This window comes from Paenibacillus sp. FSL H8-0260 (assembly GCF_045040625.1).
GTDB classification, from domain to species: Bacteria; Bacillota; Bacilli; order Paenibacillales; family Paenibacillaceae; genus Paenibacillus_AQ; species Paenibacillus_AQ odorifer.
The window spans coordinates 6193274-6217365 of record NZ_CP150298.1 but is presented as its reverse complement, the minus strand read 5'-3'; the positions used below and the strand labels follow the sequence as shown (position 1 = coordinate 6217365).

At 45.3% G+C, this 24092-nt stretch carries 25 protein-coding genes, 14 tRNA genes and 4 rRNA genes; 39 read left to right on the top strand and 4 right to left on the bottom strand.

Annotation, left to right across the window (positions count from 1 at the left end; translation table 11 throughout):
* The first annotated feature begins 10 nt into the window (after positions 1 to 10).
* The 16 genes from MHI51_RS27695 to MHI51_RS27620 all read left to right on the top strand — a co-directional run bounded on the left by MHI51_RS27695 (position 11) and on the right by MHI51_RS27620 (position 10726).
* Entirely contained in the window at positions 11 to 319 is a 309-nt protein-coding gene (locus MHI51_RS27695) for a KOW domain-containing RNA-binding protein (protein ID WP_036680581.1), read from the top strand.
* A gap of 2 nt (positions 320 to 321) precedes the next feature.
* Positions 322 to 537: a translation initiation factor IF-1 gene (gene infA, locus MHI51_RS27690; RefSeq protein WP_036652996.1), complete on the top strand. Its 216-nt coding sequence runs from the start codon at positions 322 to 324 to the stop codon at positions 535 to 537.
* A gap of 53 nt (positions 538 to 590) precedes the next feature.
* Positions 591 to 704, top strand: coding sequence for a 50S ribosomal protein L36 (gene rpmJ, locus MHI51_RS27685; RefSeq protein WP_003322638.1), 114 nt, complete (start codon positions 591 to 593; stop codon positions 702 to 704).
* Between the two features lie 19 nt (positions 705 to 723).
* Positions 724 to 1092: a 30S ribosomal protein S13 gene (rpsM, locus tag MHI51_RS27680; RefSeq protein WP_036680583.1), complete on the top strand. Its 369-nt coding sequence runs from the start codon at positions 724 to 726 to the stop codon at positions 1090 to 1092.
* 19 nt (positions 1093 to 1111) lie between these two features.
* Positions 1112 to 1507, top strand: coding sequence for a 30S ribosomal protein S11 (gene rpsK, locus MHI51_RS27675; RefSeq protein ID WP_019908251.1), 396 nt, complete (start codon positions 1112 to 1114; stop codon positions 1505 to 1507).
* Between the two features lie 130 nt (positions 1508 to 1637).
* Positions 1638 to 2582, top strand: a complete 945-nt coding sequence (locus tag MHI51_RS27670) for a DNA-directed RNA polymerase subunit alpha (RefSeq protein ID WP_036680585.1) — start codon at positions 1638 to 1640, stop codon at positions 2580 to 2582.
* A gap of 34 nt (positions 2583 to 2616) precedes the next feature.
* Positions 2617 to 2982, top strand: a complete 366-nt coding sequence (gene rplQ / locus MHI51_RS27665; protein WP_019908254.1) for a 50S ribosomal protein L17 — start codon at positions 2617 to 2619, stop codon at positions 2980 to 2982.
* 317 nt (positions 2983 to 3299) lie between these two features.
* Positions 3300 to 4082 carry a tRNA pseudouridine(38-40) synthase TruA gene (gene truA / locus MHI51_RS27660; RefSeq protein ID WP_036680587.1) on the top strand — a complete coding sequence of 261 codons (783 nt, stop codon included), beginning with the start codon at positions 3300 to 3302 and terminating at the stop codon, positions 4080 to 4082.
* Between the two features lie 229 nt (positions 4083 to 4311).
* Positions 4312 to 4749: a 50S ribosomal protein L13 gene (gene rplM, locus MHI51_RS27655; protein WP_036680589.1), complete on the top strand. Its 438-nt coding sequence runs from the start codon at positions 4312 to 4314 to the stop codon at positions 4747 to 4749.
* A 20-nt stretch (positions 4750 to 4769) separates the two neighbouring features.
* Complete coding sequence (gene rpsI, locus MHI51_RS27650; RefSeq protein WP_025706574.1) at positions 4770 to 5162, top strand: 30S ribosomal protein S9; 393 nt, start codon at positions 4770 to 4772, stop codon at positions 5160 to 5162.
* A gap of 235 nt (positions 5163 to 5397) precedes the next feature.
* Positions 5398 to 5928 carry a matrixin family metalloprotease gene (locus MHI51_RS27645; protein ID WP_179087049.1) on the top strand — a complete coding sequence of 177 codons (531 nt, stop codon included), beginning with the start codon at positions 5398 to 5400 and terminating at the stop codon, positions 5926 to 5928.
* Between the two features lie 12 nt (positions 5929 to 5940).
* Positions 5941 to 6579, top strand: coding sequence for a hypothetical protein (locus MHI51_RS27640; protein WP_076219352.1), 639 nt, complete (start codon positions 5941 to 5943; stop codon positions 6577 to 6579).
* A 228-nt stretch (positions 6580 to 6807) separates the two neighbouring features.
* The gene (locus tag MHI51_RS27635) at positions 6808 to 7500 is read left to right on the top strand and encodes a phosphoadenylyl-sulfate reductase (protein WP_036680616.1); all 693 of its coding nucleotides are present in this window, start codon (positions 6808 to 6810) and stop codon (positions 7498 to 7500) included.
* Between the two features lie 37 nt (positions 7501 to 7537).
* Positions 7538 to 8707, top strand: coding sequence for a sulfate adenylyltransferase (sat, locus tag MHI51_RS27630; RefSeq protein ID WP_405173407.1), 1170 nt, complete (start codon positions 7538 to 7540; stop codon positions 8705 to 8707).
* A gap of 78 nt (positions 8708 to 8785) precedes the next feature.
* Complete coding sequence (gene cwlD, locus MHI51_RS27625) at positions 8786 to 9526, top strand: N-acetylmuramoyl-L-alanine amidase CwlD (RefSeq protein WP_038573445.1); 741 nt, start codon at positions 8786 to 8788, stop codon at positions 9524 to 9526.
* A 90-nt stretch (positions 9527 to 9616) separates the two neighbouring features.
* A complete protein-coding gene (locus MHI51_RS27620; protein ID WP_076277844.1) occupies positions 9617 to 10726 on the top strand; it encodes an Mrp/NBP35 family ATP-binding protein in 1110 nt (369 codons plus the stop codon).
* A 59-nt stretch (positions 10727 to 10785) separates the two neighbouring features.
* Here MHI51_RS27620 and gerD read toward each other — a convergent pair whose 3' ends face one another.
* Positions 10786 to 11472, bottom strand: a complete 687-nt coding sequence (gerD, locus tag MHI51_RS27615) for a spore germination lipoprotein GerD (RefSeq protein ID WP_036680627.1) — start codon at positions 11470 to 11472, stop codon at positions 10786 to 10788.
* A 131-nt stretch (positions 11473 to 11603) separates the two neighbouring features.
* Between gerD and MHI51_RS27610 the strand changes: the two genes are divergently transcribed.
* Positions 11604 to 12194, top strand: coding sequence for a KinB-signaling pathway activation protein (locus MHI51_RS27610; protein WP_405174081.1), 591 nt, complete (start codon positions 11604 to 11606; stop codon positions 12192 to 12194).
* Positions 12195 to 12500: 306 nt separating this feature from the next.
* Positions 12501 to 13322 (top strand): PPK2 family polyphosphate kinase, encoded by an 822-nt coding sequence (locus MHI51_RS27605; RefSeq protein ID WP_076280126.1) that lies wholly within the window; start codon positions 12501 to 12503, stop codon positions 13320 to 13322.
* A 50-nt stretch (positions 13323 to 13372) separates the two neighbouring features.
* Here the strand turns inward: MHI51_RS27605 and pdaB are convergent, their stop codons facing one another.
* Positions 13373 to 14176 carry a polysaccharide deacetylase family sporulation protein PdaB gene (gene pdaB / locus MHI51_RS27600; protein ID WP_036680629.1) on the bottom strand — a complete coding sequence of 268 codons (804 nt, stop codon included), beginning with the start codon at positions 14174 to 14176 and terminating at the stop codon, positions 13373 to 13375.
* Between the two features lie 108 nt (positions 14177 to 14284).
* Here pdaB and MHI51_RS27595 point away from each other — a divergent pair, with 108 nt between their 5' ends.
* From MHI51_RS27595 to MHI51_RS27500, 20 genes are all read left to right on the top strand, one after another.
* On the top strand, positions 14285 to 14896 hold the full coding sequence (locus MHI51_RS27595) for a stage II sporulation protein M (RefSeq protein WP_076186601.1): 612 nt from the start codon (positions 14285 to 14287) through the stop codon (positions 14894 to 14896).
* A 253-nt stretch (positions 14897 to 15149) separates the two neighbouring features.
* Positions 15150 to 15380, top strand: coding sequence for a hypothetical protein (locus MHI51_RS27590; protein WP_036680631.1), 231 nt, complete (start codon positions 15150 to 15152; stop codon positions 15378 to 15380).
* Between the two features lie 358 nt (positions 15381 to 15738).
* Positions 15739 to 17296 (top strand): 16S ribosomal RNA (locus tag MHI51_RS27585).
* Between the two features lie 124 nt (positions 17297 to 17420).
* Positions 17421 to 17537: ribosomal RNA gene (rrf, locus tag MHI51_RS27580) — 5S ribosomal RNA — on the top strand.
* A 46-nt stretch (positions 17538 to 17583) separates the two neighbouring features.
* Positions 17584 to 17660, top strand: a tRNA-Ile gene (locus MHI51_RS27575).
* 24 nt (positions 17661 to 17684) lie between these two features.
* Positions 17685 to 17760, top strand: a tRNA-Ala gene (locus MHI51_RS27570).
* Positions 17761 to 17929: 169 nt separating this feature from the next.
* Positions 17930 to 20856, top strand: a 23S ribosomal RNA gene (locus MHI51_RS27565).
* 74 nt (positions 20857 to 20930) lie between these two features.
* Positions 20931 to 21047, top strand: a 5S ribosomal RNA gene (rrf, locus tag MHI51_RS27560).
* The 16S, 23S and 5S rRNA genes sit together here with 14 tRNA genes alongside, the layout of an rRNA operon.
* A 6-nt stretch (positions 21048 to 21053) precedes the next feature.
* Positions 21054 to 21129, top strand: a tRNA-Asn gene (locus MHI51_RS27555).
* A gap of 1 nt (position 21130) precedes the next feature.
* A tRNA-Thr gene (locus MHI51_RS27550) sits at positions 21131 to 21206 on the top strand.
* 11 nt (positions 21207 to 21217) lie between these two features.
* Positions 21218 to 21292, top strand: a tRNA-Glu gene (locus MHI51_RS27545).
* Positions 21293 to 21332: 40 nt separating this feature from the next.
* Positions 21333 to 21408: transfer RNA gene (locus MHI51_RS27540), tRNA-Val, on the top strand.
* Positions 21409 to 21451: 43 nt separating this feature from the next.
* Positions 21452 to 21526 (top strand) — tRNA-Gln (locus tag MHI51_RS27535).
* Positions 21527 to 21531: 5 nt separating this feature from the next.
* Positions 21532 to 21604, top strand: a tRNA-Lys gene (locus MHI51_RS27530).
* Positions 21605 to 21620: 16 nt separating this feature from the next.
* Positions 21621 to 21704 (top strand) — tRNA-Leu (locus tag MHI51_RS27525).
* 6 nt (positions 21705 to 21710) lie between these two features.
* A tRNA-Gly gene (locus tag MHI51_RS27520) sits at positions 21711 to 21785 on the top strand.
* Positions 21786 to 21792: 7 nt separating this feature from the next.
* Positions 21793 to 21869, top strand: a tRNA-Arg gene (locus MHI51_RS27515).
* Between the two features lie 31 nt (positions 21870 to 21900).
* Positions 21901 to 21974, top strand: a tRNA-Pro gene (locus MHI51_RS27510).
* A gap of 11 nt (positions 21975 to 21985) precedes the next feature.
* Positions 21986 to 22059: transfer RNA gene (locus tag MHI51_RS27505), tRNA-Gly, on the top strand.
* Between the two features lie 14 nt (positions 22060 to 22073).
* Positions 22074 to 22147, top strand: a tRNA-Pro gene (locus MHI51_RS27500).
* Positions 22148 to 22246: 99 nt separating this feature from the next.
* Here the strand turns inward: MHI51_RS27500 and MHI51_RS27495 are convergent.
* Positions 22247 to 22660: an ImmA/IrrE family metallo-endopeptidase gene (locus MHI51_RS27495; protein ID WP_036681396.1), complete on the bottom strand. Its 414-nt coding sequence runs from the start codon at positions 22658 to 22660 to the stop codon at positions 22247 to 22249.
* Between the two features lie 28 nt (positions 22661 to 22688).
* Positions 22689 to 23120: a helix-turn-helix domain-containing protein gene (locus MHI51_RS27490; RefSeq protein ID WP_076277838.1), complete on the bottom strand. Its 432-nt coding sequence runs from the start codon at positions 23118 to 23120 to the stop codon at positions 22689 to 22691.
* A gap of 288 nt (positions 23121 to 23408) precedes the next feature.
* On the opposite strand from MHI51_RS27490, the gene MHI51_RS27485 reads away from it, so the two are divergent.
* The gene (locus MHI51_RS27485; protein WP_405174080.1) at positions 23409 to 23906 is read left to right on the top strand and encodes an ArpU family phage packaging/lysis transcriptional regulator; all 498 of its coding nucleotides are present in this window, start codon (positions 23409 to 23411) and stop codon (positions 23904 to 23906) included.
* Positions 23907 to 24092 lie beyond the last annotated feature (186 nt).

Genomic DNA, 24092 nt, shown 5'->3' with positions numbered 1-24092 from the left:
TGATCTCCACTTGAATACTGTGAGCAGCCCGCAGGTTGGTCAATTAGTGAGAATTCTCAAAGGCAAAGATGCCGGAGAGGCAGCCGTTGTTATCGCAGTTGTTGATAGCAGATTTGTATACATTGCAGATGGAGACAAACGTAAGTTTGATGGGCCAAAGAAGAAGAATATTCTTCATCTTGAGCTCATACCCTTCATCAGCAGTGAGGTTGTGGACAGTTTGAAGGAAACTGGGCGGGTAACAAACGGAAAGCTGCGATTCGCAGTTATGAAGTATGCTGGACCCACCGGAATAAGTGCTGATGAGAAAGGAGACTAACTGTGGCTAAGGAAGATGTCATTGAAGTAGAAGGTACTGTCCTTGAACCGTTGCCAAACGCAACGTTTAAGGTTGAGCTTGAGAACGGTCATCAAATACTTGCCCATGTATCCGGTAAATTGCGGATGCACTTTATCCGTATTTTGACCGGAGACAAAGTGGTCGTGCAGTTATCGCCTTATGATTTATCAAAAGGTCGTATAACTTACCGTAAATAGATGGGAACTACGAAAAAAGTTTTGCTTCGCAAAACTTTGAGGAGGTAATTAACATGAAGGTAAGACCTTCTGTAAAGCCCATTTGCGAGAAATGTAAAGTAATCCGCCGCAAAGGGACTGTTATGGTGATTTGCGAAAATCCGAAACACAAACAAAAACAAGGTTAAGAAGGGGGTGTAGCGTAAAATGGCTCGTATAGCTGGAGTGGATTTGCCACGTGACAAACGCGTTGAGATCGCCTTGACTTATATTTTCGGAATCGGTAAAACGACTTCTCAGAAAATTCTTAATGAAACAGGCATTAGCGCTAATACACGTGTCCGTGATTTGACGGAAGATGAAGTCAGCAAACTGCGTGAAACGATCGACAAAACGGTTAAGGTTGAAGGTGACCTGCGTCGTGAAATTTCCTTAAATATTAAACGTCTTACTGAGATCGGCTGTTACCGCGGTGTTCGCCACCGTCGTGGATTGCCTGTTCGCGGTCAACGTACTAAAACGAATGCCCGTACCCGGAAAGGCCCGCGTCGTACGGTAGCAAACAAAAAGAAATAATAAGGGGGGATAAGAGACAATGGCTAAACCGAAAAAAGTCGTACGTACCAAACGTCGCGACCGTAAAAATATCGAATCCGGCGTGGCACATATTCGTTCCACGTTCAACAACACCATCGTTACCATCACGGATCCTCACGGAAATGCAATTTCCTGGGCAAGCTCCGGCGGCCAAGGATTTAAAGGTTCCCGTAAGTCCACTCCATTCGCAGCGCAAATGGCAGCTGAATCAGCAGCTAAAGCAGCTATGGAGCACGGCATGAAGTCGGTTGAGGTTATGGTTAAAGGACCGGGCGCGGGCCGCGAAGCAGCCATCCGTTCCCTTCAAGCTGCAGGGCTTGAAGTTAACCTTATTAAAGACGTAACTCCGGTTCCTCACAATGGATGCCGTCCGCCTAAGCGTCGTCGCGTATAGTGAAATCAGTATTGTGAATGTGGTATAATTCTGACGCATCTGCTAATAATAGGTGTTTAGGCATACTACATGATGCACCTGATGGGGTGACAGTTTCATATAGGAGCGACGTTGAAGGAGGGGTAAACTCGTGATAGAAATCGAAAAGCCGAAGATTGAGACCGTAGAAGCTAATGATGAAGGTACCTATGGGAAATTCGTAGTTGAACCGCTGGAACGTGGGTATGGCACGACTCTGGGGAACTCGCTTCGCCGGATATTGCTTTCTTCGCTTCCAGGAGCCGCAGTGACTTCGGTCCAAATTGACGGCGTTCTGCATGAGTTCTCGACCGTTCCAGGCGTAATGGAAGATGTGACGGAAATCATTCTGAACCTTAAAGCCTTGTCTCTGAAGATTCATTCAGACGAGGAAAAAGTGTTCGAGATTGATGCTGAAGGGGAAGGCATCGTTACCGCAGGTGATATCCGTGCGGACAGCGATGTTGAGATCCTCAATCCGGATCTTCACATTGCAACGCTGGGACCTGGTGCGAGACTTCATATGCGTATTTTTGCAGGCCGTGGTCGCGGCTATGTCCAAGCGGACCGGAACAAACGTGACGATCAGCCAATTGGTGTTATTCCAGTTGACTCCATCTACACTCCAATTTCACGCGTTAACTACGGCATAGACAATACACGTGTTGGTCAAGTGACTAACTATGACAAATTGACGCTTGAAATTTGGACGGATGGAAGTATCAGACCGGAAGAGGCTGTAAGCCTCGGAGCCAAAATTTTGAACGAGCACCTCGTTCTGTTCGTAGGTCTTACGGACGAAGCGAAAGACGCCGAAATTATGGTTGAAAAAGAAGAAGACAAAAAAGAAAAAGTACTTGAGATGACAATCGAAGAGCTTGATCTTTCTGTTCGTTCCTACAACTGCCTCAAACGTGCTGGTATTAATACCGTACAAGAGCTTACCACGAAGACTGAAGAAGATATGATGAAGGTGCGTAACCTTGGTCGCAAATCTTTGGAAGAAGTTCAGGAAAAGCTTGAGGAACTTGGTTTGGGTCTCCGCACAGAAGAATAGCTGCAGATTGCTTTAGTAAAGGAGGGAAAACACAATGGCATACCAAAAATTGGGCCGTGATTCCAGTGCGCGTAAAGCGTTATTTCGCGACATGGTAACGGATCTGTTTTTATACGAGCGCATCCAAACAACGGAAGCTAAAGCGAAAGAAGTTCGTTCTATCGCTGAAAAGCTGATCACTAAAGCTAAAAAAGGTGATCTTCATGCTCGTCGTCAAGTAGCTGCATTTGTTCGCCGCGAGACTGTTGATGGTGAACAAGATGCAATTCAAAAATTGTTCTCTGACATTGCTCCTCGTTACACTGAGCGTCCAGGTGGATACACTCGTATCCTTAAACTAGGACCTCGTCGTGGCGACGCTGCGCCTATGGTTTATCTTGAATTGGTAGACCGCGCGTAGTATCACAAGTATTGATTTCCGATGCTTCCCTTTCATCCAGCCCTCTTTGGAGTAAAGATGGGGGAAATATCAGCGTTATTGTGCTGCAGAGGCGCAAGACTCTGCTGTACTAATAACCGTGGGAATCACCTTGGTTCAATTGAAGGAGCTCCCGCAGGGGCTCTTTTTTTTGAAATTAAGGATCCTATAGGACTTGTAGTTCTATATATGAAAAATGGATGCCGTCCTACTAGGGACGGCGAAGCCATTTCTTCAAATAGAAGATCAGACAGTGCTTCGATCGACGTTCTGCTGACCGGTTTAAAAAGGAGAACGGAATGCGTAATCTATTGATGAAGGTCAATTATGACGGAACGAATTATGATGGCTTTCAGACCCAGCCTCAGGGCAATACGATTCAGGATCGGCTGGAGCAAGCCATACTCCATCTGACAGGTGAGAAGCTTAAGATTACTGCTTCAGGCCGCACAGATGCCGGAGTACATGCCTATGGCCAGCCTTTTAACTTTACAACCTCCTCTCGAATCCCAACTGAACGTTGGTGTCTAGCGCTTAATGCCCGGCTGCCACAAGACATCGTGGTTACAGAGGCTAGGGAAGTTCCGCTAACGTTTCACTCTCGTAGAGGGGCTAAGCGTAAAACTTACCGATACACGATCAATGGCAACAGGTTTCCAGATCCGTTTCAGCGGCGCTGGCAGCTTCACCATCCAGTGAAGTTGGATATTCCTGCGATGCAGCAAGGCTTAACGCAAATTATAGGGACACATGACTTCACTTCGTTTGCATCACGACGGTCTACGAAGACTTCTCATGTACGAACGATCTTTGAAGCTCATATGGAAGTAGACCGCAGTATGTGCCGACCCTCTTCATCAGATCAAGGAGTTATCCATACTTATATAACGGGTAGTGGATTTCTTCAGCACATGGTTCGCATTATTATGGGGACTTTGATCCATGTGGGGGAAGGTAAAATACCTGCTGATAAGGTTGCTGAAATATTGGCAGCATGTGATCGATCACATGCCGGTCCAACAGCTGTGGCCATGGGGTTAGCTTTGTGGAGTGTTGAATATGACGAGATTGAAAGTGAATAGTTTTTTCTATAAATTTCTTCCTGATTAATAGGTTAAATGTTTAAAAATCACTTGCACTTGTTATGTTTATACTGTAATATAAAAGTTGTGTTTTCTTGATGGCTATCCCACAGCCCCGATCGAGAAAATGCCAAAAAAATGCTTTGCTTAACTCACATAATCGTAATTCAATGAGAAACAAGATATACGAAACAGAAGATTTTCGTACGAGAACAAGGAGGAAACATTCATGCGTACCACCTATATGGCGAAGCCGAACGAAGTTGAACGCAATTGGCACATTATTGATGCCGAAGGCAAAACACTCGGTCGTTTGGCCAGCGAAGCCGCTGCTTTGATCCGTGGCAAACACAAACCGCAATTCACTCCACACGTTGATACAGGAGATTTCGTTATCGTTATCAACGCTGAGAAAATTCACTTGACCGGTAAGAAATTGCAAAACAAAAAATACTACCGTCACTCGATGCACCCAGGTGGTTTGAAAGTTACTAATGCTGAAACTCTGCTGAATACTAAACCAGAACGCGTAATTGAATTCGCGGTTCATGGTATGATTCCTAAGACTCGTCAAGGGGACCACATGAAGCTGAGATTGAAAGTATATGCAGGCGCCGAGCATCCACATGCAGCACAAAAACCTGAAGTTTACGAACTTCGCGGATAAGAATAGAGGAGGACAGTTTCATGGCACAAGTACAATACTATGGGACAGGTCGTCGTAAACATTCGGTAGCACGTGTTCGCCTTGTACCGGGTGAAGGACGCATTGTCATTAACAAACGTGAGATGGACGAATATTTCGGTGTGGAAACACTGAAAATGATCGTAAAACAACCTTTGAACCTGACTGAAACACTGGGCAACTACGATGTAATCGTTCTTGCACATGGTGGCGGCATTTCCGGTCAAGCTGGAGCAATTCGTCACGGTATCTCCCGTGCATTGCTTAAAGTTGACCCTGAATATCGCGGTGCATTGAAGAAAGCCGGTTTCCTGACTCGTGACCCACGTATGAAGGAACGTAAGAAATACGGCTTGAAGGCTGCACGTCGTGCGCCTCAGTTCTCGAAACGTTAATATTTACAGAATTCAACCCTTGGCCTTATGGCCGAGGGTTTTATTTTTTATATCAGAACAGAATCATATTTAGAGCTGTGTTTCAAACTAACCTATTTCTTTCGGGAATAGGTTTTTTTATTAATATTTTTTTATTTAATCATAGAAACTTTTTCCAATTATAGGCGTTTAAGGTTATAAAGGAGGAGTTGAATTTATGGAAATTGAGAGTTCTTTGAGTAAGAGGAAATTTATTTTGTCTTCAATCGTTCTAATGGTTGTTGCTTCAATTTTTATCTCTCAGGTAGATGCTTATGTACTTCGCGGAAATAGAGTGGATAGACCTAACCAAGTTAAATATTGGCTTGATGCCTCTATATCTTCAATTGGCTACAATGCCGCTGCCATACATGGAAGTACAGCGTGGAATGGTCTTACTGCTGGTAGACTGTCTATTAACGTTACTTCAACAACTTCAGCCTCTGCTGCTGACGTAAAGTGGTACGCTTCGTCAGAAACAAATGATCTTGGACAATTTTATGCGCAAACCTCTACTTCAGGTACACTAACCTCTACATCAATCGTTAGAATTAACACGGTAAGATTCAAGACAGTAGATGGAAATAGACAAAAAGAAACCACTGCTCATGAAATGGGACATGTACTAGGCTTAACTCATGAAGATACAGTTCCGTCCATTATGCTTTCTGGACCAGCTTGGTTATATGGAACTTACCCAGTACAAGATGATAAAGATGGTATAGCGCATATTTACCAATTTGATTAAGGGGGTCAATATATGAAAAAACAAAATAAGTTTCTTTCAATAGGTGTGTTGGCTTTCGTATTGGTTGTCGGTGCTGCAGGATTCATTAACAATAACAAAGCTGTAAAGGGAGATAATTCTCCTGCATTTATCAGTTCTGAAGCAAAAGTTATTGGTTATCGTGATTTTAATGAGCTAGACAACACGGCTGAATTGATACTGAAAGGCACAAAAGCTAAAGTCATAAATACATTTATCGATAAAAATGAATTTGGTGAAACGATTGATTATCATACGCAATCTGCAATAAAGATTAATCAGATTTTCAAATCTGATAATCAAGATATTGTAGAGGGCTCTGAAGTTACAGTGCAAGAAAATGGAGCTATCGAAACAACAGAAGATGGAACATTGATCTATGGAATTGAAGGTTATCAGTTAATGAATGAAAATGAAGAGTATTTATTATTCTTAGATAAAAGTTTAACCGATCCTAATGTTTATTTTGTTAAAGGAGTTTACTACGGTAAAATTCCTTTGAGTGAACCCAAAGTGAATAAGATATTGGAACAGTCTGAGGAAGAGTCTTCTCAAGATTTAGAAATCTATGGTGAGTATCCTGAAGCGTTAAATACTATATTTAAAGAAGCCTTAGAAAAATACGGGAGATAAAAAAGCACATAAGAAACCTTTAACCTTTATGGTTAAGGGTTTTTCTTGTTTAGCCCCTTTCCACAAGAAATGGGCTTTTTTTGCATCTATTTACTAATTCTAACGGATGAAACGCATTGACTTCCTCAGTAAAAGTTATATACTATTTCATATAGAATTAGTTGGTTTTATTACTTCTTTTACCTCATTTATTCATACGATTAATATTTTGGATGGAGGAATACCTTAATGAACCTGCTCGAGAAAGAGGATTTAATCAAAGTTAAGGCCGAAGAATTAGAAACTGCTTCACCCGAGGAAATTATCCGCTGGGCTGTAGAAACATTTCCTAACATTACTTTTGCCTGCAGCTTTGGTGCCGAAGATGTAGTGCTAGTTGATATGCTTCACAAAGTTAGTCCGTCTACAGACGTCTTTTATCTCGATACAGATTATCATTTTAAGGAAACCTATGAGACCCGAGATTTGATGGCAGATAAATACGGGCTGGAGTTCGTACGAGTGTCTCCACAAATCACTCCGCAGGAGCAAGCACTTCAACACGGTGATGCGTTATGGACAGTAGATCCTAACCAATGCTGTGGGATTCGTAAAGTAGAGCCGCTGACTCGTATCCTATCTCAATATGAAGCTTGGATTACAGGCATTCGTCGTGACCAAGCCCCTACCCGTGCTAATGCCAAAAAGGTTGAGTATGATTATAAATTTGGTTTGGTTAAGTTTAATCCAATTGCAGATTGGACAACCGAGGATGTATGGAACTATATTCGTGAAAATGATGTGATTTATAACCCTCTACATGACCGTAACTATCCAAGTATCGGCTGTGAGCAATGTACACGTCAGGTTATGCCTGGTGAAGATCCGCGTGCTGGACGTTGGGCTGGATCAGAGAAGACTGAGTGCGGATTACACAAGTAAGACCTATCCCCGTGAGAACACAGAAGGAGAGACGATAATGACTTCAATACGTCCGCATGGCGGAACATTAGTTAACCGTGTAGTAGAGGGTACAGAAAGAGAAGAATTGCTGCAGCTTGCACGTGAATATAAGACGCTTGCCGTGAACACTTGGACTTTATCTGATTTGGATCTAATAGCGGTAGGTGCATTTTCTCCACTAACTGGATTTTTGAATGAACAAGATTATCACTCCGTAGTCAAAAACATGCGTTTAGCAGATGGCACAGTGTGGAGCATTCCAATAACACTTGCTGTAGAAGAGGATGTGGCCTCTGGTTTAGCTATTGGAGACAAGGTATCTCTAATCGGTGAAGAGGATGGCGAGATCTACGGTTTTTTGGATATTGAGAGTATTTATACGGTTGATCAAAACCTTGAAGCGCAAAATGTATTCAAAACAACAGACCCTGAACATCCAGGAGTAAGTAAGCTGTTGGCCCGCCCGGCTACCTATGTAGGAGGACCAATTACAGTGCTGAATAGACCACAGCCAGAAAAGTTCGGAGAATTTTATTTTGACCCTTCAGCTACACGTAAGATATTTGCAGACAAAGGCTGGAGAACAGTTGTAGGCTTCCAGACGCGTAACCCTGTTCATCGTGCACATGAATATATTCAGAAGTGCGCTATGGAGGTTGTAGACGCTCTGTTCTTAAACCCGCTAGTGGGTGAGACGAAGTCTGATGATGTTCCGGCAAATGTACGAATGAAGAGCTACCTGGCGCTTTTGGAGAATTATTATCCTGAGGATCGTACCTTTCTAGGTGTTTTCCCGGCGGCCATGCGTTATGCTGGTCCGAGAGAAGCGATTTTTCATGCTATGGTTCGCAAAAATTACGGCTGCACCCATTTTATTGTCGGACGTGACCATGCGGGCGTAGGTGATTACTACGGAACTTATGAAGCGCAAGAAATTTTCGCGAATTTCACCGCTGAGGAACTTGATATTACTCCATTATTTTTTGAACACAGCTTCTTCTGTAAAAAATGCGGAAATATGGCTTCCAGTAAAACCTGCCCACATCCTGGCGATGATCATATGACTTTGTCGGGTACAAAGGTACGGGCTTTGCTTCGGGAGGGTCAATGTCCGCCTCCTGAATTTACGCGACCTGAGGTTGGGCAGATTCTAATTGAAGGCATGACTCAAGAAGTAACAGCTTAATCATCGTTAGCTAGTACTATTTGGCCTTCTTGTCCCATATAGATGAGTATTATCTATCGGGACGAGGGGGTCTTTGTTATGTCTGGCCGAAAACACAGTAAAGTCTCGGTCTGGATCTCATGGAGCAGTATCAAAAAATGTATGCTGGGCGCGACACTGCTGGCTATAATGATCGGCATTATAGCGTATGACATGCCTACTGCCAAAACGTTAAATTATTGGAGTCTGCCTTTGTCTGGTAAAGTGATCGCTATCGACGCTGGACATGGGGGAGCAGATGGAGGGGCAGTTAGCCGGGAAGGGCTAATTGAGAAAGACATTAATCTTGCAGTCTCTCTTTATTTACGTGATTACCTGCAACAGGCAGGGGCTATTGTTGTGATGACCCGTGAGGGGGATTATGATTTGGCTCAGGAGGGCACTAAGGGCTATTCTAAGCGCAAGACTGAAGATCTTAAGCAAAGAGTAAGAAGCATTGAAGAGAAGGGCGCAGATCTTTTTATAAGCGTTCACATGAACAGTGTGCCTTCAAACCGATGGAGCGGGGCGCAGACCTTTTACTATCCCAATCACAAGGATAATAAAGCTATCGCAGAGTTTGTACAGAGTGAGCTGAAGACTACACTGGAGAATACTGATCGTGTAGCTAAGACTGTAAATACTGTTTATCTACTAAAAGCATTAAAAATACCTGCGATCCTTGTAGAGGTCGGTTTTTTGTCGCACCCTCAGGAATCAGTTCTGCTCGGAGATGATGTTTATCAACGCAAGGTAGCGACTAGCATATATCGTGGCATTCTTCGTTATGCTTCCGAGTAGCCGGGACTACTCATCAGGAGATGGGTAATGCTATAATAGACAAAAACTCCGGAAGAATTCTCCTCCGGAAAGGAAACAGAGGTGCTTTCCATGCTGACTAGGGAACATATCCAGGAAATACTGCAGTCAATAACAGACCCGGAAACCGGAAAAAGCCTTGTGGAACTACAGCTGATCCGTGACATTATGATTAAAGAAGATCGTATATCTTTATCAATCGTGTGTCTGGATCCTGAAGAGCAAAGTCGCATGGACCTAGAACAACGGGTTCGTGAGTTACTTGAAGCGGGTGGAGTCACTAATGTGCATATCCGGCTGCGTGATGCAACCGATTATGAACGTGCTCTACTACGCGGAGAGAGTGCTGGGGAAGAGCCATGGGCTGATGAACCGGGGAAACTTAAGGGACATGCAGCAGGTCTTGACGATCATGAATTAATCAATGAGAACTCTGGTGTTAACTTTATCGCCATTGCCAGTGGTAAAGGCGGTGTTGGAAAGTCTACAGTTACTGTGAATTTGGCAGTAGCTTTGGCTAGAAAAGGTAAAAAGGTTGGATTGATTGATGCGGACATTTATGGGTTTAGCATCCCTGATATGATGGGAATCGAAGAGGGACCCGTTGTAGAAGAGGGAATCATTATTCCTGTGGAACGTTTCGGAGTGAAGGTCATGTCTATGGGCTTCTTTATCCGTGAGAATAGTCCGGTAATTTGGCGGGGACCTATGCTTGGCAAAATGCTGCGCCAATTCTTCAGTGATGTGGGCTGGGGAGAACTTGATTATATGCTGCTTGATCTTCCTCCAGGTACAGGTGATGTGGCGCTTGACGTACATCAGATGCTCCCTCACAGCAAAGAGATTATTGTTACTACCCCTCATGCTACCGCAGCGTTTGTGGCGGCTAGAGCGGGCTCTATGGCTCTGCAGACAGAACATGAGATTATTGGGGTCATTGAGAACATGGCTTATTATGAGTGTAAAGACTGTGGTAAAAAAGATTATATTTTTGGCAGAGGCGGAGGCGCTCGGCTTGCGGAGACACTCCATACCGAGCTGCTTGCACAAGTTCCATTGGGCGCACCGGACAACCATATTTCTGAACCGGATTTCTCACCTTCCGTATACAAGGAAGACACAGCTACTGCGTTGTTGTTTGCTGATATCGCCGATAAGCTGATTGCGAAATATGAGCACTAATTATTGTGCATAAAAAGAGGCCGTCCCACTTTGTTAGGTGGGATAAGGCCTCTTTTTGGTTATGTGCTTGAATCATCGCCGCTACCGCTGCCACTTTCACCACCGCTGCCGCTGCCTTCCTGTTTATCGCCGCTTTCGCCGCCCTTTTTCTGTTCCTTCGGTTCGAGCTCGTCCTGAACGACCTTTTTAAGTAAATTCAATACCTCCATCCGGAATAATGGAGTCTGCATAGATTCCTGGATGGTCTTCATGGATTGCTTTCGGTAGTCAGGTGTTTTGGTGAGATTAAGAAACATGGTCATCATTTCTGGAGACTTCATGATTTCCTCGACGGATTTTTGATAGGTGGGATCTTTAATTAGTTGCAGGTGCAATTCTTTGCTTTGTGATTGAATGGCTTTAGCAAAATCGCCTGCGAACTTGGGATCAGTCATAATTTTCTCGATTTCCTTTTGATATTCCGGTGCAGTGAGGGTATCTTTAACAGCGGTTTTTATATCCTCTGTTGTTTGAAGTGGCATCATTTTCATACTCATTCCGCTGGTGCCTCCAGAACTGGAATTTGATAATGATTCCTCAACTGCTTTTTTTCCATCTTCACTTTTTAATATATCAATAACCATGGTCTTCATTTCTTTATAACTGCCCTGACCAGAAGAAGAACTGCTCTGCTCACTTCCGCAAGCCGTTAAGGCCATAACAAAGCTTAAAGCCAAACCCACAGATCCGATAAATCTCCATTTCATTGGCGCTGCCCTCCTTTATTAGGATTCTCCAGTTGTATTATGCCGCATTAACACACATTTATGTTGCTGATGTAATGGTGTTTTGTCGGTATCCTTGGTAAAATAAATCTGACATAGGGGAGGTGAAGTGGCTGAGTATAAAAAAATGGTTTTATTTATTTTGGACAACCCTTCTAATAGGAGCGGGCGGAGCAGTAATCGCAGGTCTGGCACTGCAATTCGTGAACGGTCGAATTGATTTCAAAAGTGTCGCTGATTTCTTTTTATACCCGCTGATACTATTCGGCTACGGTATGCTTGTCAGTGTTTATGCGCAACTTGGTTTTTTTGCTTATCTAATTTTGAATTACATGGGCAATGGTGTTTTCCCGCCAAAAATTTGGAAATACATACAACTGGTGCTTTCTGTGCTCGCATTGCTTGAACTGATTTTTTTGCGTACCGTCGTTGGCGGGGAAAGAAGTGTCTTGTCTGATCTAATATTAGGAATCTTTATTTTGTTAGCTGCCATTATTGTGTCTTATTTCAAAGTGAAAAGTACAAACATCTCAGCTTGGATTCCAACCCTCTTTTTTATGACAGCTATTTCAATTGTGGAAATTATCGGCGTGCTCAGTATAGGTGTTGATAGTGCGACAGTGTTTATTGTTGTTCCGCTCATCGCCTGTAATGCATTCCAGATTTTGATGCTTCACCGTATTCTCAAGCCGGCAGCCGGATAAAGGCTGGGGCGAATTCAGCAAATCATGAACCCCGTACTCTGGCCTTCAGAAAACGGGGTTTTTTGCTCTAGAATGTATCCTAACGATTAAAATCGGCTGGAGGAGGTTAATCTTAAAGAACAATAGAGCGGATTCTTTGTGTGTAGCAACGCTCACAAAACTAAGCAGATGCTTCCGAAGTGAGTTTTGTACGAAGTTTTTCAATGATGCATATGCTTTACAAAACTAAGCGTATGCTTCCGAAGCAGTTTTGTACGAAGTAATACAAGCGTAGCAACGCTCACAAAACTTTTAGGAGGGGAATATATGGACATCAAGCGTTATATGATAAAAGACACAAATGAAATCCAGCTTAACAAGCTGGACCCGGACGATACAGGTAACTTTAAATCAAAAAAAGAAGCAGAAGCCAAAACAGAGCAGTTAAAGGAACGGTTGGCAGAGCTTCAAGATATTCTTTTTGCACAGAAAAAGCATTCACTGCTCGTAATTCTGCAAGGGATGGATTCCAGCGGTAAGGATGGAACGGTTAAACATATTTTTTCAGGGATTAATCCACAAGGCTTTATAGTGACCAGCTTCAAGAAACCTTCTCTGGAGGAAGAAGCTCACGATTTCTTATGGAGAGTGCATCAAAAGACACCCCCTAAAGGCTACATCTCTGCATTTAACCGCTCACACTATGAAGATGTATTGGTACCGCGGGTACATGGGGGATTGAAAAAGGATGATTTGAAGCGCCGCTTTCGTTACATACGGCAGTTTGAGGAGATGCTGGTGGAAGAGGGAACGACAGTTATCAAGCTTTTTCTGCATATTTCAAAAGAGAAGCAGCTTAAGAAAATCAAAGAACGGCTTGAAGATCCCAAAAAACACTGGAAATTTGACGCAAGTGATCTACAGGAGCGGGAGTTTTGGGATGATTACCAAGAGGCATATGTAGATGTTTTTAAGGAGTCAAGTATTGATAAAGCACCCTGGTACTGGATACCAGCCAATCATCAATGGTACCGCAACTATTTGGCCTTATCCATCGTTGTAAAGACACTGGAGAGTCTGGATCTGAGCTATCCGAAGCTGAATACCCCCACACCCGACATATCGGAGCTCATTTCCCCGCGTCATTAATATTTGGATAAGACCAACATCTATTGCGGTACCTAAGATTGGGAGGAGCGTTACAGCCCGGCAGCATCCTCTAAGGCACTATTTAGTGAGGCCGAGTCGCGAACCTCTTTACCCTCCGCATTGCTTTGGCTGATCAGCTCAGAGACGGTAACGAATTCATAACCTTGTCTGCGGAGCTCATCGATAATTTGCGGAAGAGCTTCGTGAGTTTGTTTGCAGGAATCACTGGCATGTAGTAGAACGATATCACCAGGATGTGCTTTAGTCGTTACACGCTTCACGATATTGTCTACACCTATGTTCTTCCAGTCCAGAGAGTCTGTGTCCCACTGGATGACTTTGTAACCAAGATCATTGGCCACTTGCAGAACTCTTTTGTCAAAATCACCATTAGGCATACGAATTAAATTTGGTTCTTTACCGGTTAATTCTGTAAGCACAGTGTGAGCCGTTGTGATCTGAGTGCGAATCTCTTCGTTACTTAGAGTGCTGTAATTGACGTGTTTATGGCCATGACTGCCAATTTCGAATCCTGCGTTTTTAATGCTTGTTACAATATCCGGGTGAGTCTTACTCCATGGTGACGATAGGAAGAAGGTGGCTTTGTCCACTTTCTTGTCTTCAAGTACCTTCAAAATTGGTTCGGGTCTCTTTTCCCCCCAGCTAATATCGAAGGTTAGGGCAATCAGCTTCTTCTCTGTTGGCACACTGTAAATGGCAGAAGGTCCAGCCTCAGAAAAAACGGTGATATTACCCCTCTCGACATAGACAACTCCAGCAGCAAGAAGCACAGCGGCGAAGATATAGATGAACCTTTTGATCTTTTTGCCGCTGAATACATAAAAAGAATTCATTAATGACAGCGCTCCTCTCCCATGCGAAATGCTTGTTTGTTCTAAATGTATGCTCGTACCGCACGGTTATGACCTAAGAAACAGAGATCACAATTTCAGGAGGTATTTATGTTGTCGTTCTTCACGTTTGTTAAAGATATTAAATCAATCCGCAAGGCTTTGCTGCTGTCCTGTCTGCTCTTCGTAATAGGAGCGGTTGTTGGCTGGGTAGCGACAAGTAGTCTGGAAAAACTATTGGTTCAGCAATTGGAAGGGCTTAGTGAGATCAGTGGGAACTTAAGAGATACCTCTAATCCGCAATGGAACTTCTTTGTATTTATATTTCTGAATAACGCCATCAAGGGCGTGGTTATTATTTTCCTGGGAGCGTTGTTCGGCATATTGCCAGCTATATTCTTATTTATAAACGGAGCGGTAATTGGCTACTTGATACATTTATCCGCACTGCAAGGGCAGGATTTGTTCGATTTAATCGTAAAAGGATTGCTGCCACACGGGATTATAGAGATTCCGGCAATCATTATCGCTTGTGCCTTTGGACTGCATTTTGGCGGGAAAGTGATTTCAAGTTTATTTCGATCTACAGATAGAAAAGAGGAGAAAAGCGCAGACTGGTCTGCATTCATGCGTCAAACACTTACTGCTTCCATATGGACTGTAATCCTGTTATTTGTTGCAGCCATTATTGAAAGTACAATTACTTTTTCACTTTTATCATAAAACTTCCGGGAATAGAGCATAACATTAAGGGCGTTCATCCAAGGATTGCCTAAAGGTAAGGAGTATATAATCGAGACGAAACCATAAAGGGAATTTTTAATAATTATGGTTATAAAAAGAGGACTCCGGTTAATCTAGTGTAAGAGGATCTTAAGGCAGCTTTCTCCATGAGATGTACTTACTGATTATCCAAAAAAGGTTTTGGGGGTTTAGAGAAGGTGTTAATTGCAACTTCATGAAGGAGGCCAAGCATATGTTGGGAATGTTGTTTAACGAAAAGGAATGCAAGGAACTGGATTATGTTTTGAGAAAAGAACTAGATGAGATGCTGTTAGATTTGAGTGATCAGCGCTTGGACCAAAATATCAGGCACGCCATCGCTAATAGATATAAGACTGTATTCCGGATGTATGCTCGCTTCGCTCCTCAGAAAGAGCTTTCCAAGTATGCATGGGGTGGGCGTTCTTCTCAGTATAAACACTGAAGATATACGAGAATTGCTACAGTTTTATAAAGTTTTCAGATTATTTAATAAAATAGCTTGACTAAAAAGGAGTGCTCATGATAAATTATATCTCGCGCTCCTTTTGCTTGTGTAAAAGGGAAGCGGAAGGCAAGAAAAATTGAAAAAAAGATTTTTCAAAAAAAAGACTTGCCAAACAGCTTAACACTGTGATATATTATAAAGGTCGCCGCTGATAAACAACGACGACGAAACGAGAGACATTGATCTTTGAAAACTGAACAACGAGTGAGTGGGAAATCACGCAAGTGAAATCCAAATTAGAGAATTAATTTTCTCGTCAGATGTTTCAAAATGAGCATATCGCTCTTTTCAATACTAATTGGAGAGTTTGATCCTGGCTCAGGACGAACGCTGGCGGCGTGCCTAATACATGCAAGTCGAGCGGAGTTACTTTGAAAGCTTGCTTTCAAAGTAACTTAGCGGCGGACGGGTGAGTAACACGTAGGCAACCTGCCCTTCAGACTGGGATAACTACCGGAAACGGTAGCTAATACCGGATAATTTCTTTTTTCTCCTGAGAGAAGAATGAAAGACGGAGCAATCTGTCACTGAGGGATGGGCCTGCGGCGCATTAGCTAGTTGGTGGGGTAACGGCCCACCAAGGCGACGATGCGTAGCCGACCTGAGAGGGTGAACGGCCACACTGGGACTGAGACACGGCCCAGACTCCTACGGGAGGCAGCAGTAGGGAATCTTCCGCAATGGGCGAAAGCCTGACGGAGCAACGCCGCGTGAGTGATGAAGGTTTTCGGATCGTAAAGCTCTGTTGCCAGGGAAGAACGTCCGGTAGAGTAACTGCTACCGGAGTGACGGTACCTGAGAAGAAAGCCCCGGCTAACTACGTGCCAGCAGCCGCGGTAATACGTAGGGGGCAAGCGTTGTCCGGAATTATTGGGCGTAAAGCGCGCGCAGGCGGCTATTTAAGTCTGGTGTTTAAACCTTGGGCTCAACCTGAGGTCGCACTGGAAACTGGGTGGCTTGAGTACAGAAGAGGAAAGTGGAATTCCACGTGTAGCGGTGAAATGCGTAGATATGTGGAGGAACACCAGTGGCGAAGGCGACTTTCTGGGCTGTAACTGACGCTGAGGCGCGAAAGCGTGGGGAGCAAACAGGATTAGATACCCTGGTAGTCCACGCCGTAAACGATGAGTGCTAGGTGTTAGGGGTTTCGATACCCTTGGTGCCGAAGTTAACACAGTAAGCACTCCGCCTGGGGAGTACGGTCGCAAGACTGAAACTCAAAGGAATTGACGGGGACCCGCACAAGCAGTGGAGTATGTGGTTTAATTCGAAGCAACGCGAAGAACCTTACCAGGTCTTGACATCCCTCTGAATCTGCTAGAGATAGCAGCGGCCTTCGGGACAGAGGAGACAGGTGGTGCATGGTTGTCGTCAGCTCGTGTCGTGAGATGTTGGGTTAAGTCCCGCAACGAGCGCAACCCTTAACTTTAGTTGCCAGCAGGTAATGCTGGGCACTCTAGAGTGACTGCCGGTGACAAACCGGAGGAAGGTGGGGATGACGTCAAATCATCATGCCCCTTATGACCTGGGCTACACACGTACTACAATGGCCGGTACAACGGGAAGCGAAGCCGCGAGGTGGAGCCAATCCCATCAAAGCCGGTCTCAGTTCGGATTGCAGGCTGCAACTCGCCTGCATGAAGTCGGAATTGCTAGTAATCGCGGATCAGCATGCCGCGGTGAATACGTTCCCGGGTCTTGTACACACCGCCCGTCACACCACGAGAGTTTACAACACCCGAAGTCGGTGGGGTAACCCGCAAGGGAGCCAGCCGCCGAAGGTGGGGTAGATGATTGGGGTGAAGTCGTAACAAGGTAGCCGTATCGGAAGGTGCGGCTGGATCACCTCCTTTCTATGGAGAATCGTTCTCTGCAATGAGAACATTCAAATCGGAAGCTAAGCTTCCACAATAGAACCTTCGGGTTCGAACACTCACTCGTGTTCAGTTTTGAAAGAGCAAGTCTCTTTCGTATGCGTTTGGTGGCGATAGCGGAGGGGTTCCACACGTACCCATCCCGAACACGACCGTTAAGCCCTCCAGCGCCGATGGTACTTGGACCGAAGGGTCCTGGGAGAGTAGGACGTTGCCAAGCGGACAACCAATTCATTGGTTGATTCACAATGTTATATATGTTATATGGGCTTTTAGCTCAGTTGGTTAGAGCGCACCTCTGATAAGGGTGAGGTCGGTGGTTCGAGTCCACCAAGGCCCACCATATAACATTATAGAGAAATTTTATGGGGCCATAGCTCAGCTGGGAGAGCGCCTGCCTTGCAAGCAGGAGGTCAGCGGTTCGATCCCGCTTGGCTCCACCATAAATTTTAAAATGAATAACTTTTTCAACTTGATCCTTGAAAACTGGATACCGAAACGAATTTGCGTTTTAGAACATCTTTTAGCAACTTGTGCAAACAAGTAAATGTTATTAGTGAGATGATTCCAAAGAGAATGTCATCGTATGATATTTTCCTGCGGAAGAATCAAGGTTAAGCTAATAAGAGCACACGGAGGATGCCTAGGCGCCAGGAGCCGACGAAGGACGTGGCGAACAACGAAACTGCCTCGGGGAGCTGTAAGCAAGCTTTGATCCGGGGGTGTCCGAATGGGGAAACCCAGCTGTGGTAATTCGCAGTTACTCATACCTGAATACATAGGGTGTGTAGAGGCAGACCAGGGGAACTGAAACATCTAAGTACCCTGAGGAAGAGAAAACAATAGTGATTCCGTCAGTAGCGGCGAGCGAACGCGGAACAGCCTAAACCTAAGAGCTTGCTCTTAGGGGTTGTGGGACGTCTCACATGGAGTTACAAAGGAATATGGTAGGTGAAGAGGTCTGGAAAGGCCCGCGATAGAGGTAAAAGCCCTGTAACCTAAACTGTATTCTCTCCGAGACGGATCCCGAGTAGTGCGGGGCACGTGAAACCCCGTATGAATCCAGCAGGACCATCTGCTAAGGCTAAATACTACCTGGCGACCGATAGTGAAACAGTACCGTGAGGGAAAGGTGAAAAGCACCCCGGAAGGGGAGTGAAATAGAACCTGAAACCGTGTGCTTACAAAAAGTCAGAGCCCTATTAATGGGTGATGGCGTGCCTTTTGTAGAATGAACCGGCGAGTTACGTTTAACATGCAAGGTTAAGCCGAGAAGGTGGAGCCGCAGCGAAAGCGAGTCTGAATAGGGCGATTGAGTATGTGGACGTAGACCCGAAACCGTGTGATCTACCCCTGTCCAGGGTGAAGGTGCGGTAACACGCACTGGAGGCCCGAACCCACGTACGTTGAAAAGTGCGGGGATGAGGTGGGGGTAGCGGAGAAATTCCAATCGAACTCGGAGATAGCTGGTTCTCCCCGAAATAGCTTTAGGGCTAGCCTCGGTATAAGAGTAGTGGAGGTAGAGCACTGATTGGGTGCGGGGTCCGCAAGGATTACCAAGCTCAGTCAAACTCCGAATGCCATATACTTATTGCCGGGAGTCAGACAGTGAGTGCTAAGATCCATTGTCAAAAGGGAAACAGCCCAGACCATCAGCTAAGGTCCCCAAGTGTGTGTTAAGTGGGAAAGGATGTGGAGTTGCACAGACAACCAGGATGTTGGCTTAGAAGCAGCCACCATTGAAAGAGTGCGTAATAGCTCACTGGTCGAGTGACTCTGCGCCGAAAATGTAACGGGGCTAAACACACCACCGAAGCTATGGCTAGATACGTATGTATCTGGGGTAGGGGAGCGTTGTGTAGGGGTTGAAGGTGTACTGAAAAGAGCGCTGGACACTACACAAGTGAGAATGCCGGTATGAGTAACGAAAAGATCAGTGAGAATCTGATCCGCCGAAAGCCCAAGGTTTCCTGAGGAAGGCTCGTCCGCTCAGGGTAAGTCGGGACCTAAGGCGAGGCCGAAAGGCGTAGTCGAAGGACAACAGTTTGAAATTACTGTACCACCGTAATCCGCTATGAGCGATGGGGTGACGCAGGAGGGTAGTGACGCGGACTGATGGATGTCCGTCTAAGCAGTGAGGCTGATGTGTAGGCAAATCCGCACATCATTAAGGCTGGGCTGTGATGGGGAGCGAAAATTGTAGTAGCGAAGGTCATGATCTCACACTGCCAAGAAAAGCCTCTAGCCAGGAGAAGGTGCCCGTACCGCAAACCGACACAGGTAGGCGAGAAGAGAATTCTAAGGCGCGCGGAAGAACTCTCGTTAAGGAACTCGGCAAAATGACCCCGTAACTTCGGGAGAAGGGGTGCCCCGGTAGTGTGAATAGCACGAGGGGGCCGCAGTGAAAAGGCCCAAGCGACTGTTTAGCAAAAACACAGGTCTGTGCGAAGCCGCAAGGCGAAGTATACGGGCTGACGCCTGCCCGGTGCTGGAAGGTTAAGGGGAGTGGTTAGGGGTAACCCGAAGCTATGAACCGAAGCCCCAGTAAACGGCGGCCGTAACTATAACGGTCCTAAGGTAGCGAAATTCCTTGTCAGGTAAATTCTGACCCGCACGAATGGCGTAACGACTTGGGCGCTGTCTCAACGAGAGATCCGGTGAAATTTTAATACCTGTGAAGATGCAGGTTACCCGCGACAAGACGGAAAGACCCCATGGAGCTTTACTGCAGCTTGATATTGAATTTGGGTACGATCTGTACAGGATAGGTGGGAGCCGTAGAAATCGGAGCGCAAGCTTCGGTGGAGGCGCCGTTGGGATACCACCCTGATCGTATCTAGGTTCTAACCTAGTGCCCTTATCGGGTACGGGGACCGTGTCAGGCGGGCAGTTTGACTGGGGCGGTCGCCTCCTAAAGAGTAACGGAGGCGTTCCAAGGTTCCCTCAGAATGGTTGGAAATCATTCGCAGAGTGCAAAGGCATAAGGGAGCTTGACTGCGAGACCTACAAGTCGAGCAGGGACGAAAGTCGGACTTAGTGATCCGGTGGTACCGCATGGAAGGGCCATCGCTCAACGGATAAAAGCTACCCTGGGGATAACAGGCTTATCTCCCCCAAGAGTCCACATCGACGGGGAGGTTTGGCACCTCGATGTCGGCTCATCGCATCCTGGGGCTGAAGTAGGTCCCAAGGGTTGGGCTGTTCGCCCATTAAAGCGGTACGCGAGCTGGGTTCAGAACGTCGTGAGACAGTTCGGTCCCTATCTGTCGTGGGCGCAGGAAATTTGAGAGGAGCTGTCCTTAGTACGAGAGGACCGGGATGGACGTACCGCTGGTGCACCAGTTGTTCCGCCAGGAGCATGGCTGGGTAGCTACGTACGGACGGGATAAGCGCTGAAAGCATCTAAGCGTGAAGCCCCCCTCAAGATGAGATTTCCCAATTAGTAAGACCCCTTGAAGACGACGAGGTAGATAGGTTGGAGGTGGAAGTGCAGCAATGCATGGAGCTGACCAATACTAATCGGTCGAGGGCTTATCCTATACGTAGAATGCAGATTTGTTTCGGATTCAGTTTTCAGGCGATTAAGCCTGAGCATTTACGCTGTAAATGCCCGTTTGGTGGCGATAGCGGAGGGGTTCCACACGTACCCATCCCGAACACGACCGTTAAGCCCTCCAGCGCCGATGGTACTTGGACCGAAGGGTCCTGGGAGAGTAGGACGTTGCCAAGCGGATATTCCCTGATAGCTCAGTTGGTAGAGCACTCGACTGTTAATCGAGTTGTCACAGGTTCGAGTCCTGTTCGGGGAGCCATGCTCTCATAGCTCAGCAGGTAGAGTGCTTCCATGGTAAGGAAGAGGTCACCGGTTCGAATCCGGTTGAGAGCTCCACAGATTTGCAAGGCCCGTTGGTCAAGGGGTTAAGACACCTCCCTTTCACGGAGGTAACATGGGTTCGAATCCCATACGGGTCACCAACTTTTACTTGTACTTACCCTTAGAGGGTCCCATAGATATGGAGGCTTAGCTCAGCTGGGAGAGCATCTGCCTTACAAGCAGAGGGTCGGGGGTTCGATCCCCTCAGCCTCCACCATAATCTTGCTAAGAGATTATGGGCAACATAGAGGTACCATCAATGGGGATTAGCCAAGCGGTAAGGCAACGGACTTTGACTCCGTCACTCATAGGTTCGAATCCTATATCCCCAGCCAAGTGCGAGCCATTAGCTCAGTTGGTAGAGCACCTGACTTTTAATCAGGGTGTCGAAGGTTCGAGTCCTTCATGGCTCACTTTTATTATTATCATGCGCGTGTGGCGGAATGGCAGACGCACCAGACTTAGGATCTGGCGTTTCACGACGTGGGGGTTCAAGTCCCTTCACGCGCACCACTTATTGCGGACGTGGCTCAGCGGTAGAGCATCGCCTTGCCAAGGCGAGGGTCGCGGGTTCGATTCCCGTCGTCCGCTCCATAATTTTGCGCCCTTAGCTCAGCTGGATAGAGCGTTTGACTACGAATCAAAAGGCCGGGAGTTCGAATCTCTCAGGGCGCGCCATTTTATTATTAAGCAATTATAGTATTTATAACGGGATGTAGCTCAGCTTGGTAGAGCACCTGGTTTGGGACCAGGGGGTCGCATGTTCAAATCGTGTCATCCCGATTTTCACCTTTGCGGGTGTAGTTCAATGGTAGAACTTCAGCCTTCCAAGCTGATAGCGTGGGTTCGATTCCCATCACCCGCTCCATAATTTTATAGTAACGGGATGTAGCTCAGCTTGGTAGAGCACCTGGTTTGGGACCAGGGGGTCGCATGTTCAAATCGTGTCATCCCGATACTCAGCTTAATCGCTGCTCAAAAGCTCTTACTTCGGTAAGGGCTTTTTGTTATGTATTGAATATACATATAAATACAGCTAAAGAACATATGTTCTATTATTCCTCCAAAAAAAATCGGACTTCCGGTGGAATTCCAATCCGTAGATAATAGTTTCTCCATGATTCCTCTTGTTCGGGGCTTCGGCCCGAAGAAAGTAATTTTACAGCAAAGACATTAGCTTGACGTTCAAGCTTCCCAGGAGAGAAATAGGAGCTTTCCTCCAGAAAAAAGCGATTGATCCCCTTGTGAAGCCGATCATGTCCTAATTCATGCGCACAAACGAAGCGCTGCCATTCTACAGGCAACTCATTATGAATGACGATAAACCTTCTTCTTAGTTTTCGATAATATAATCCCTTTGTGCCAGTCCCCAGGTTCATGAAGCGGATTTGAATGCCTAGTGCTGCGGCAAGCTCGAACGGGCAGTTGGTTTTATATTTTTTAATCAGACTATTGATCAGTTCATCCATGTTCTTCACCTGCAGCATGTTAGTATAGTTATTTAGTGTCTTTGGATTTTTTTCTCTTATTCATCTGTTTGGCTTCCCAGAACAATCCGGTTAGTACATCTTTAATCCTCTGTTTATCTTCTTTGTCTAATGGAATTCCGTCAAACATCAGCTCTCCATCATCCTCTAGCATTTTTCGAAAGTCTCTTTTATCTTTGCTTGTAGCCCAATCTGGGACAGCCTCATCGCTTGAAAGAGTCTGGTCCTGCAAATACCCTGCCTGATCCATTAGCTCCCCGTAGGGGACGCCAGTGGCCTCAGCAATTTTGCGTAACGTGGTTGGTTTAGGAACCCCTCTTAATCCATTCTCAATCCGGGAAATTTGCGAACCGCTAATTCCGGCTGCTGCTGCTAATTGATTAATGGTGAGTCCTTTTGTTTCCCGAAGATGCTTCATATAATCCCCGAATTCCTGTTTCATCTCAACTCACTCCTTATTGGCTTTAACCTTATGATAATAATATAAGCCATTTTTGCCAATAGGTAAACAACAAAGCGTATATTATTGCCAAAAGGCAAGATAATGGAGGGATATACGCTCTTTTTCGATAAAAACAGCCTAAAACGGGGTTTTACGAGATTGGTAAAGAAGTGGTATATTATAGAAAAATACGAACAGAATACGAACAAGGTTTATTTTATCACATTGGGCTGGAAAATTCCGCAAATTAAATCTCATTCAGTTAAACCCAAAAGGAGTGCATAAATGATGAACATATCAACTTTACCAGAGTTGGACCGTCGCCGAACCCAGGTCGCTATAGAGAGCATGTTGGAGAAATACCGTATTTTTAAGACCGTTACATTTGAAGCTAAGGAAGCAAGCACAACTTATTCATACACAGAAAGATTTCATGGTCCTACTAACACTGTAACTGATCAGACTGCTGCGATAGCTTCTTATAATGTGGACATCCCCGCCGCAAGGAGAGCTTATTGTTCCGCAATAGACTCTGTGGTAGAGAGACTCGATACGAGAGAACAGCAGCTGGTACGGGAAAGGTATATGAGAAGAGACGAGATGTACGATTATACGATTTACAATCATGTGTTTGATCCACCGGTAAGTAAGGACACTTACGTGAAGATACGCTCGAAGGCTTTTTACAAGATGGCATTAGCGTTAACGGATCTCGGCTTACTGTCTCTGCAAACTTTAGTAACAACAGCGTCTAAGGTAAAGAAAGAGAAAATGAGTATTACTTAATAGAAATAGAATAGTGTGATTAGTAAAGAAGACTGTATCGTCCGAGCGGATGATGCAGTCTTTTTTTGAATTATAAGAAACTATAAGTTTCAGAATGTACTTTATCCTTATAATCCTCGCACAAAAACTTGCCGTCCATAAAAGGAGGGACCAAGGCTCTTTAGCTTGTCTTCAATTGTCTACCTC

Excerpts from the sequence above, each read along its gene's own strand:
- rpmJ (WP_003322638.1), top strand. The coding sequence starts at position 591 with ATGAAGGTAAGACCTTCTGTAAAGCCCATTTGCGAGAAATGTAAAGTA.
- rpsM (WP_036680583.1), top strand. The coding sequence starts at position 724 with ATGGCTCGTATAGCTGGAGTGGATTTGCCACGTGACAAACGCGTTGAG.
- rpsK (WP_019908251.1), top strand. The coding sequence starts at position 1,112 with ATGGCTAAACCGAAAAAAGTCGTACGTACCAAACGTCGCGACCGTAAA.
- rplQ (WP_019908254.1), top strand. The coding sequence starts at position 2,617 with ATGGCATACCAAAAATTGGGCCGTGATTCCAGTGCGCGTAAAGCGTTA.
- truA (WP_036680587.1), top strand. The coding sequence starts at position 3,300 with ATGCGTAATCTATTGATGAAGGTCAATTATGACGGAACGAATTATGAT.
- rplM (WP_036680589.1), top strand. The coding sequence starts at position 4,312 with ATGCGTACCACCTATATGGCGAAGCCGAACGAAGTTGAACGCAATTGG.
- rpsI (WP_025706574.1), top strand. The coding sequence starts at position 4,770 with ATGGCACAAGTACAATACTATGGGACAGGTCGTCGTAAACATTCGGTA.
- MHI51_RS27640 (WP_076219352.1), top strand. The coding sequence starts at position 5,941 with ATGAAAAAACAAAATAAGTTTCTTTCAATAGGTGTGTTGGCTTTCGTA.
- MHI51_RS27635 (WP_036680616.1), top strand. The coding sequence starts at position 6,808 with ATGAACCTGCTCGAGAAAGAGGATTTAATCAAAGTTAAGGCCGAAGAA.
- sat (WP_405173407.1), top strand. The coding sequence starts at position 7,538 with ATGACTTCAATACGTCCGCATGGCGGAACATTAGTTAACCGTGTAGTA.
- cwlD (WP_038573445.1), top strand. The coding sequence starts at position 8,786 with ATGTCTGGCCGAAAACACAGTAAAGTCTCGGTCTGGATCTCATGGAGC.
- MHI51_RS27620 (WP_076277844.1), top strand. The coding sequence starts at position 9,617 with ATGCTGACTAGGGAACATATCCAGGAAATACTGCAGTCAATAACAGAC.
- gerD (WP_036680627.1), bottom strand. The coding sequence starts at position 11,472 with ATGAAATGGAGATTTATCGGATCTGTGGGTTTGGCTTTAAGCTTTGTT.
- MHI51_RS27605 (WP_076280126.1), top strand. The coding sequence starts at position 12,501 with ATGGACATCAAGCGTTATATGATAAAAGACACAAATGAAATCCAGCTT.
- pdaB (WP_036680629.1), bottom strand. The coding sequence starts at position 14,176 with ATGAATTCTTTTTATGTATTCAGCGGCAAAAAGATCAAAAGGTTCATC.
- MHI51_RS27595 (WP_076186601.1), top strand. The coding sequence starts at position 14,285 with ATGTTGTCGTTCTTCACGTTTGTTAAAGATATTAAATCAATCCGCAAG.
- MHI51_RS27590 (WP_036680631.1), top strand. The coding sequence starts at position 15,150 with ATGTTGGGAATGTTGTTTAACGAAAAGGAATGCAAGGAACTGGATTAT.
- MHI51_RS27495 (WP_036681396.1), bottom strand. The coding sequence starts at position 22,660 with ATGGATGAACTGATCAATAGTCTGATTAAAAAATATAAAACCAACTGC.
- MHI51_RS27490 (WP_076277838.1), bottom strand. The coding sequence starts at position 23,120 with ATGAAACAGGAATTCGGGGATTATATGAAGCATCTTCGGGAAACAAAA.
- MHI51_RS27485 (WP_405174080.1), top strand. The coding sequence starts at position 23,409 with ATGAACATATCAACTTTACCAGAGTTGGACCGTCGCCGAACCCAGGTC.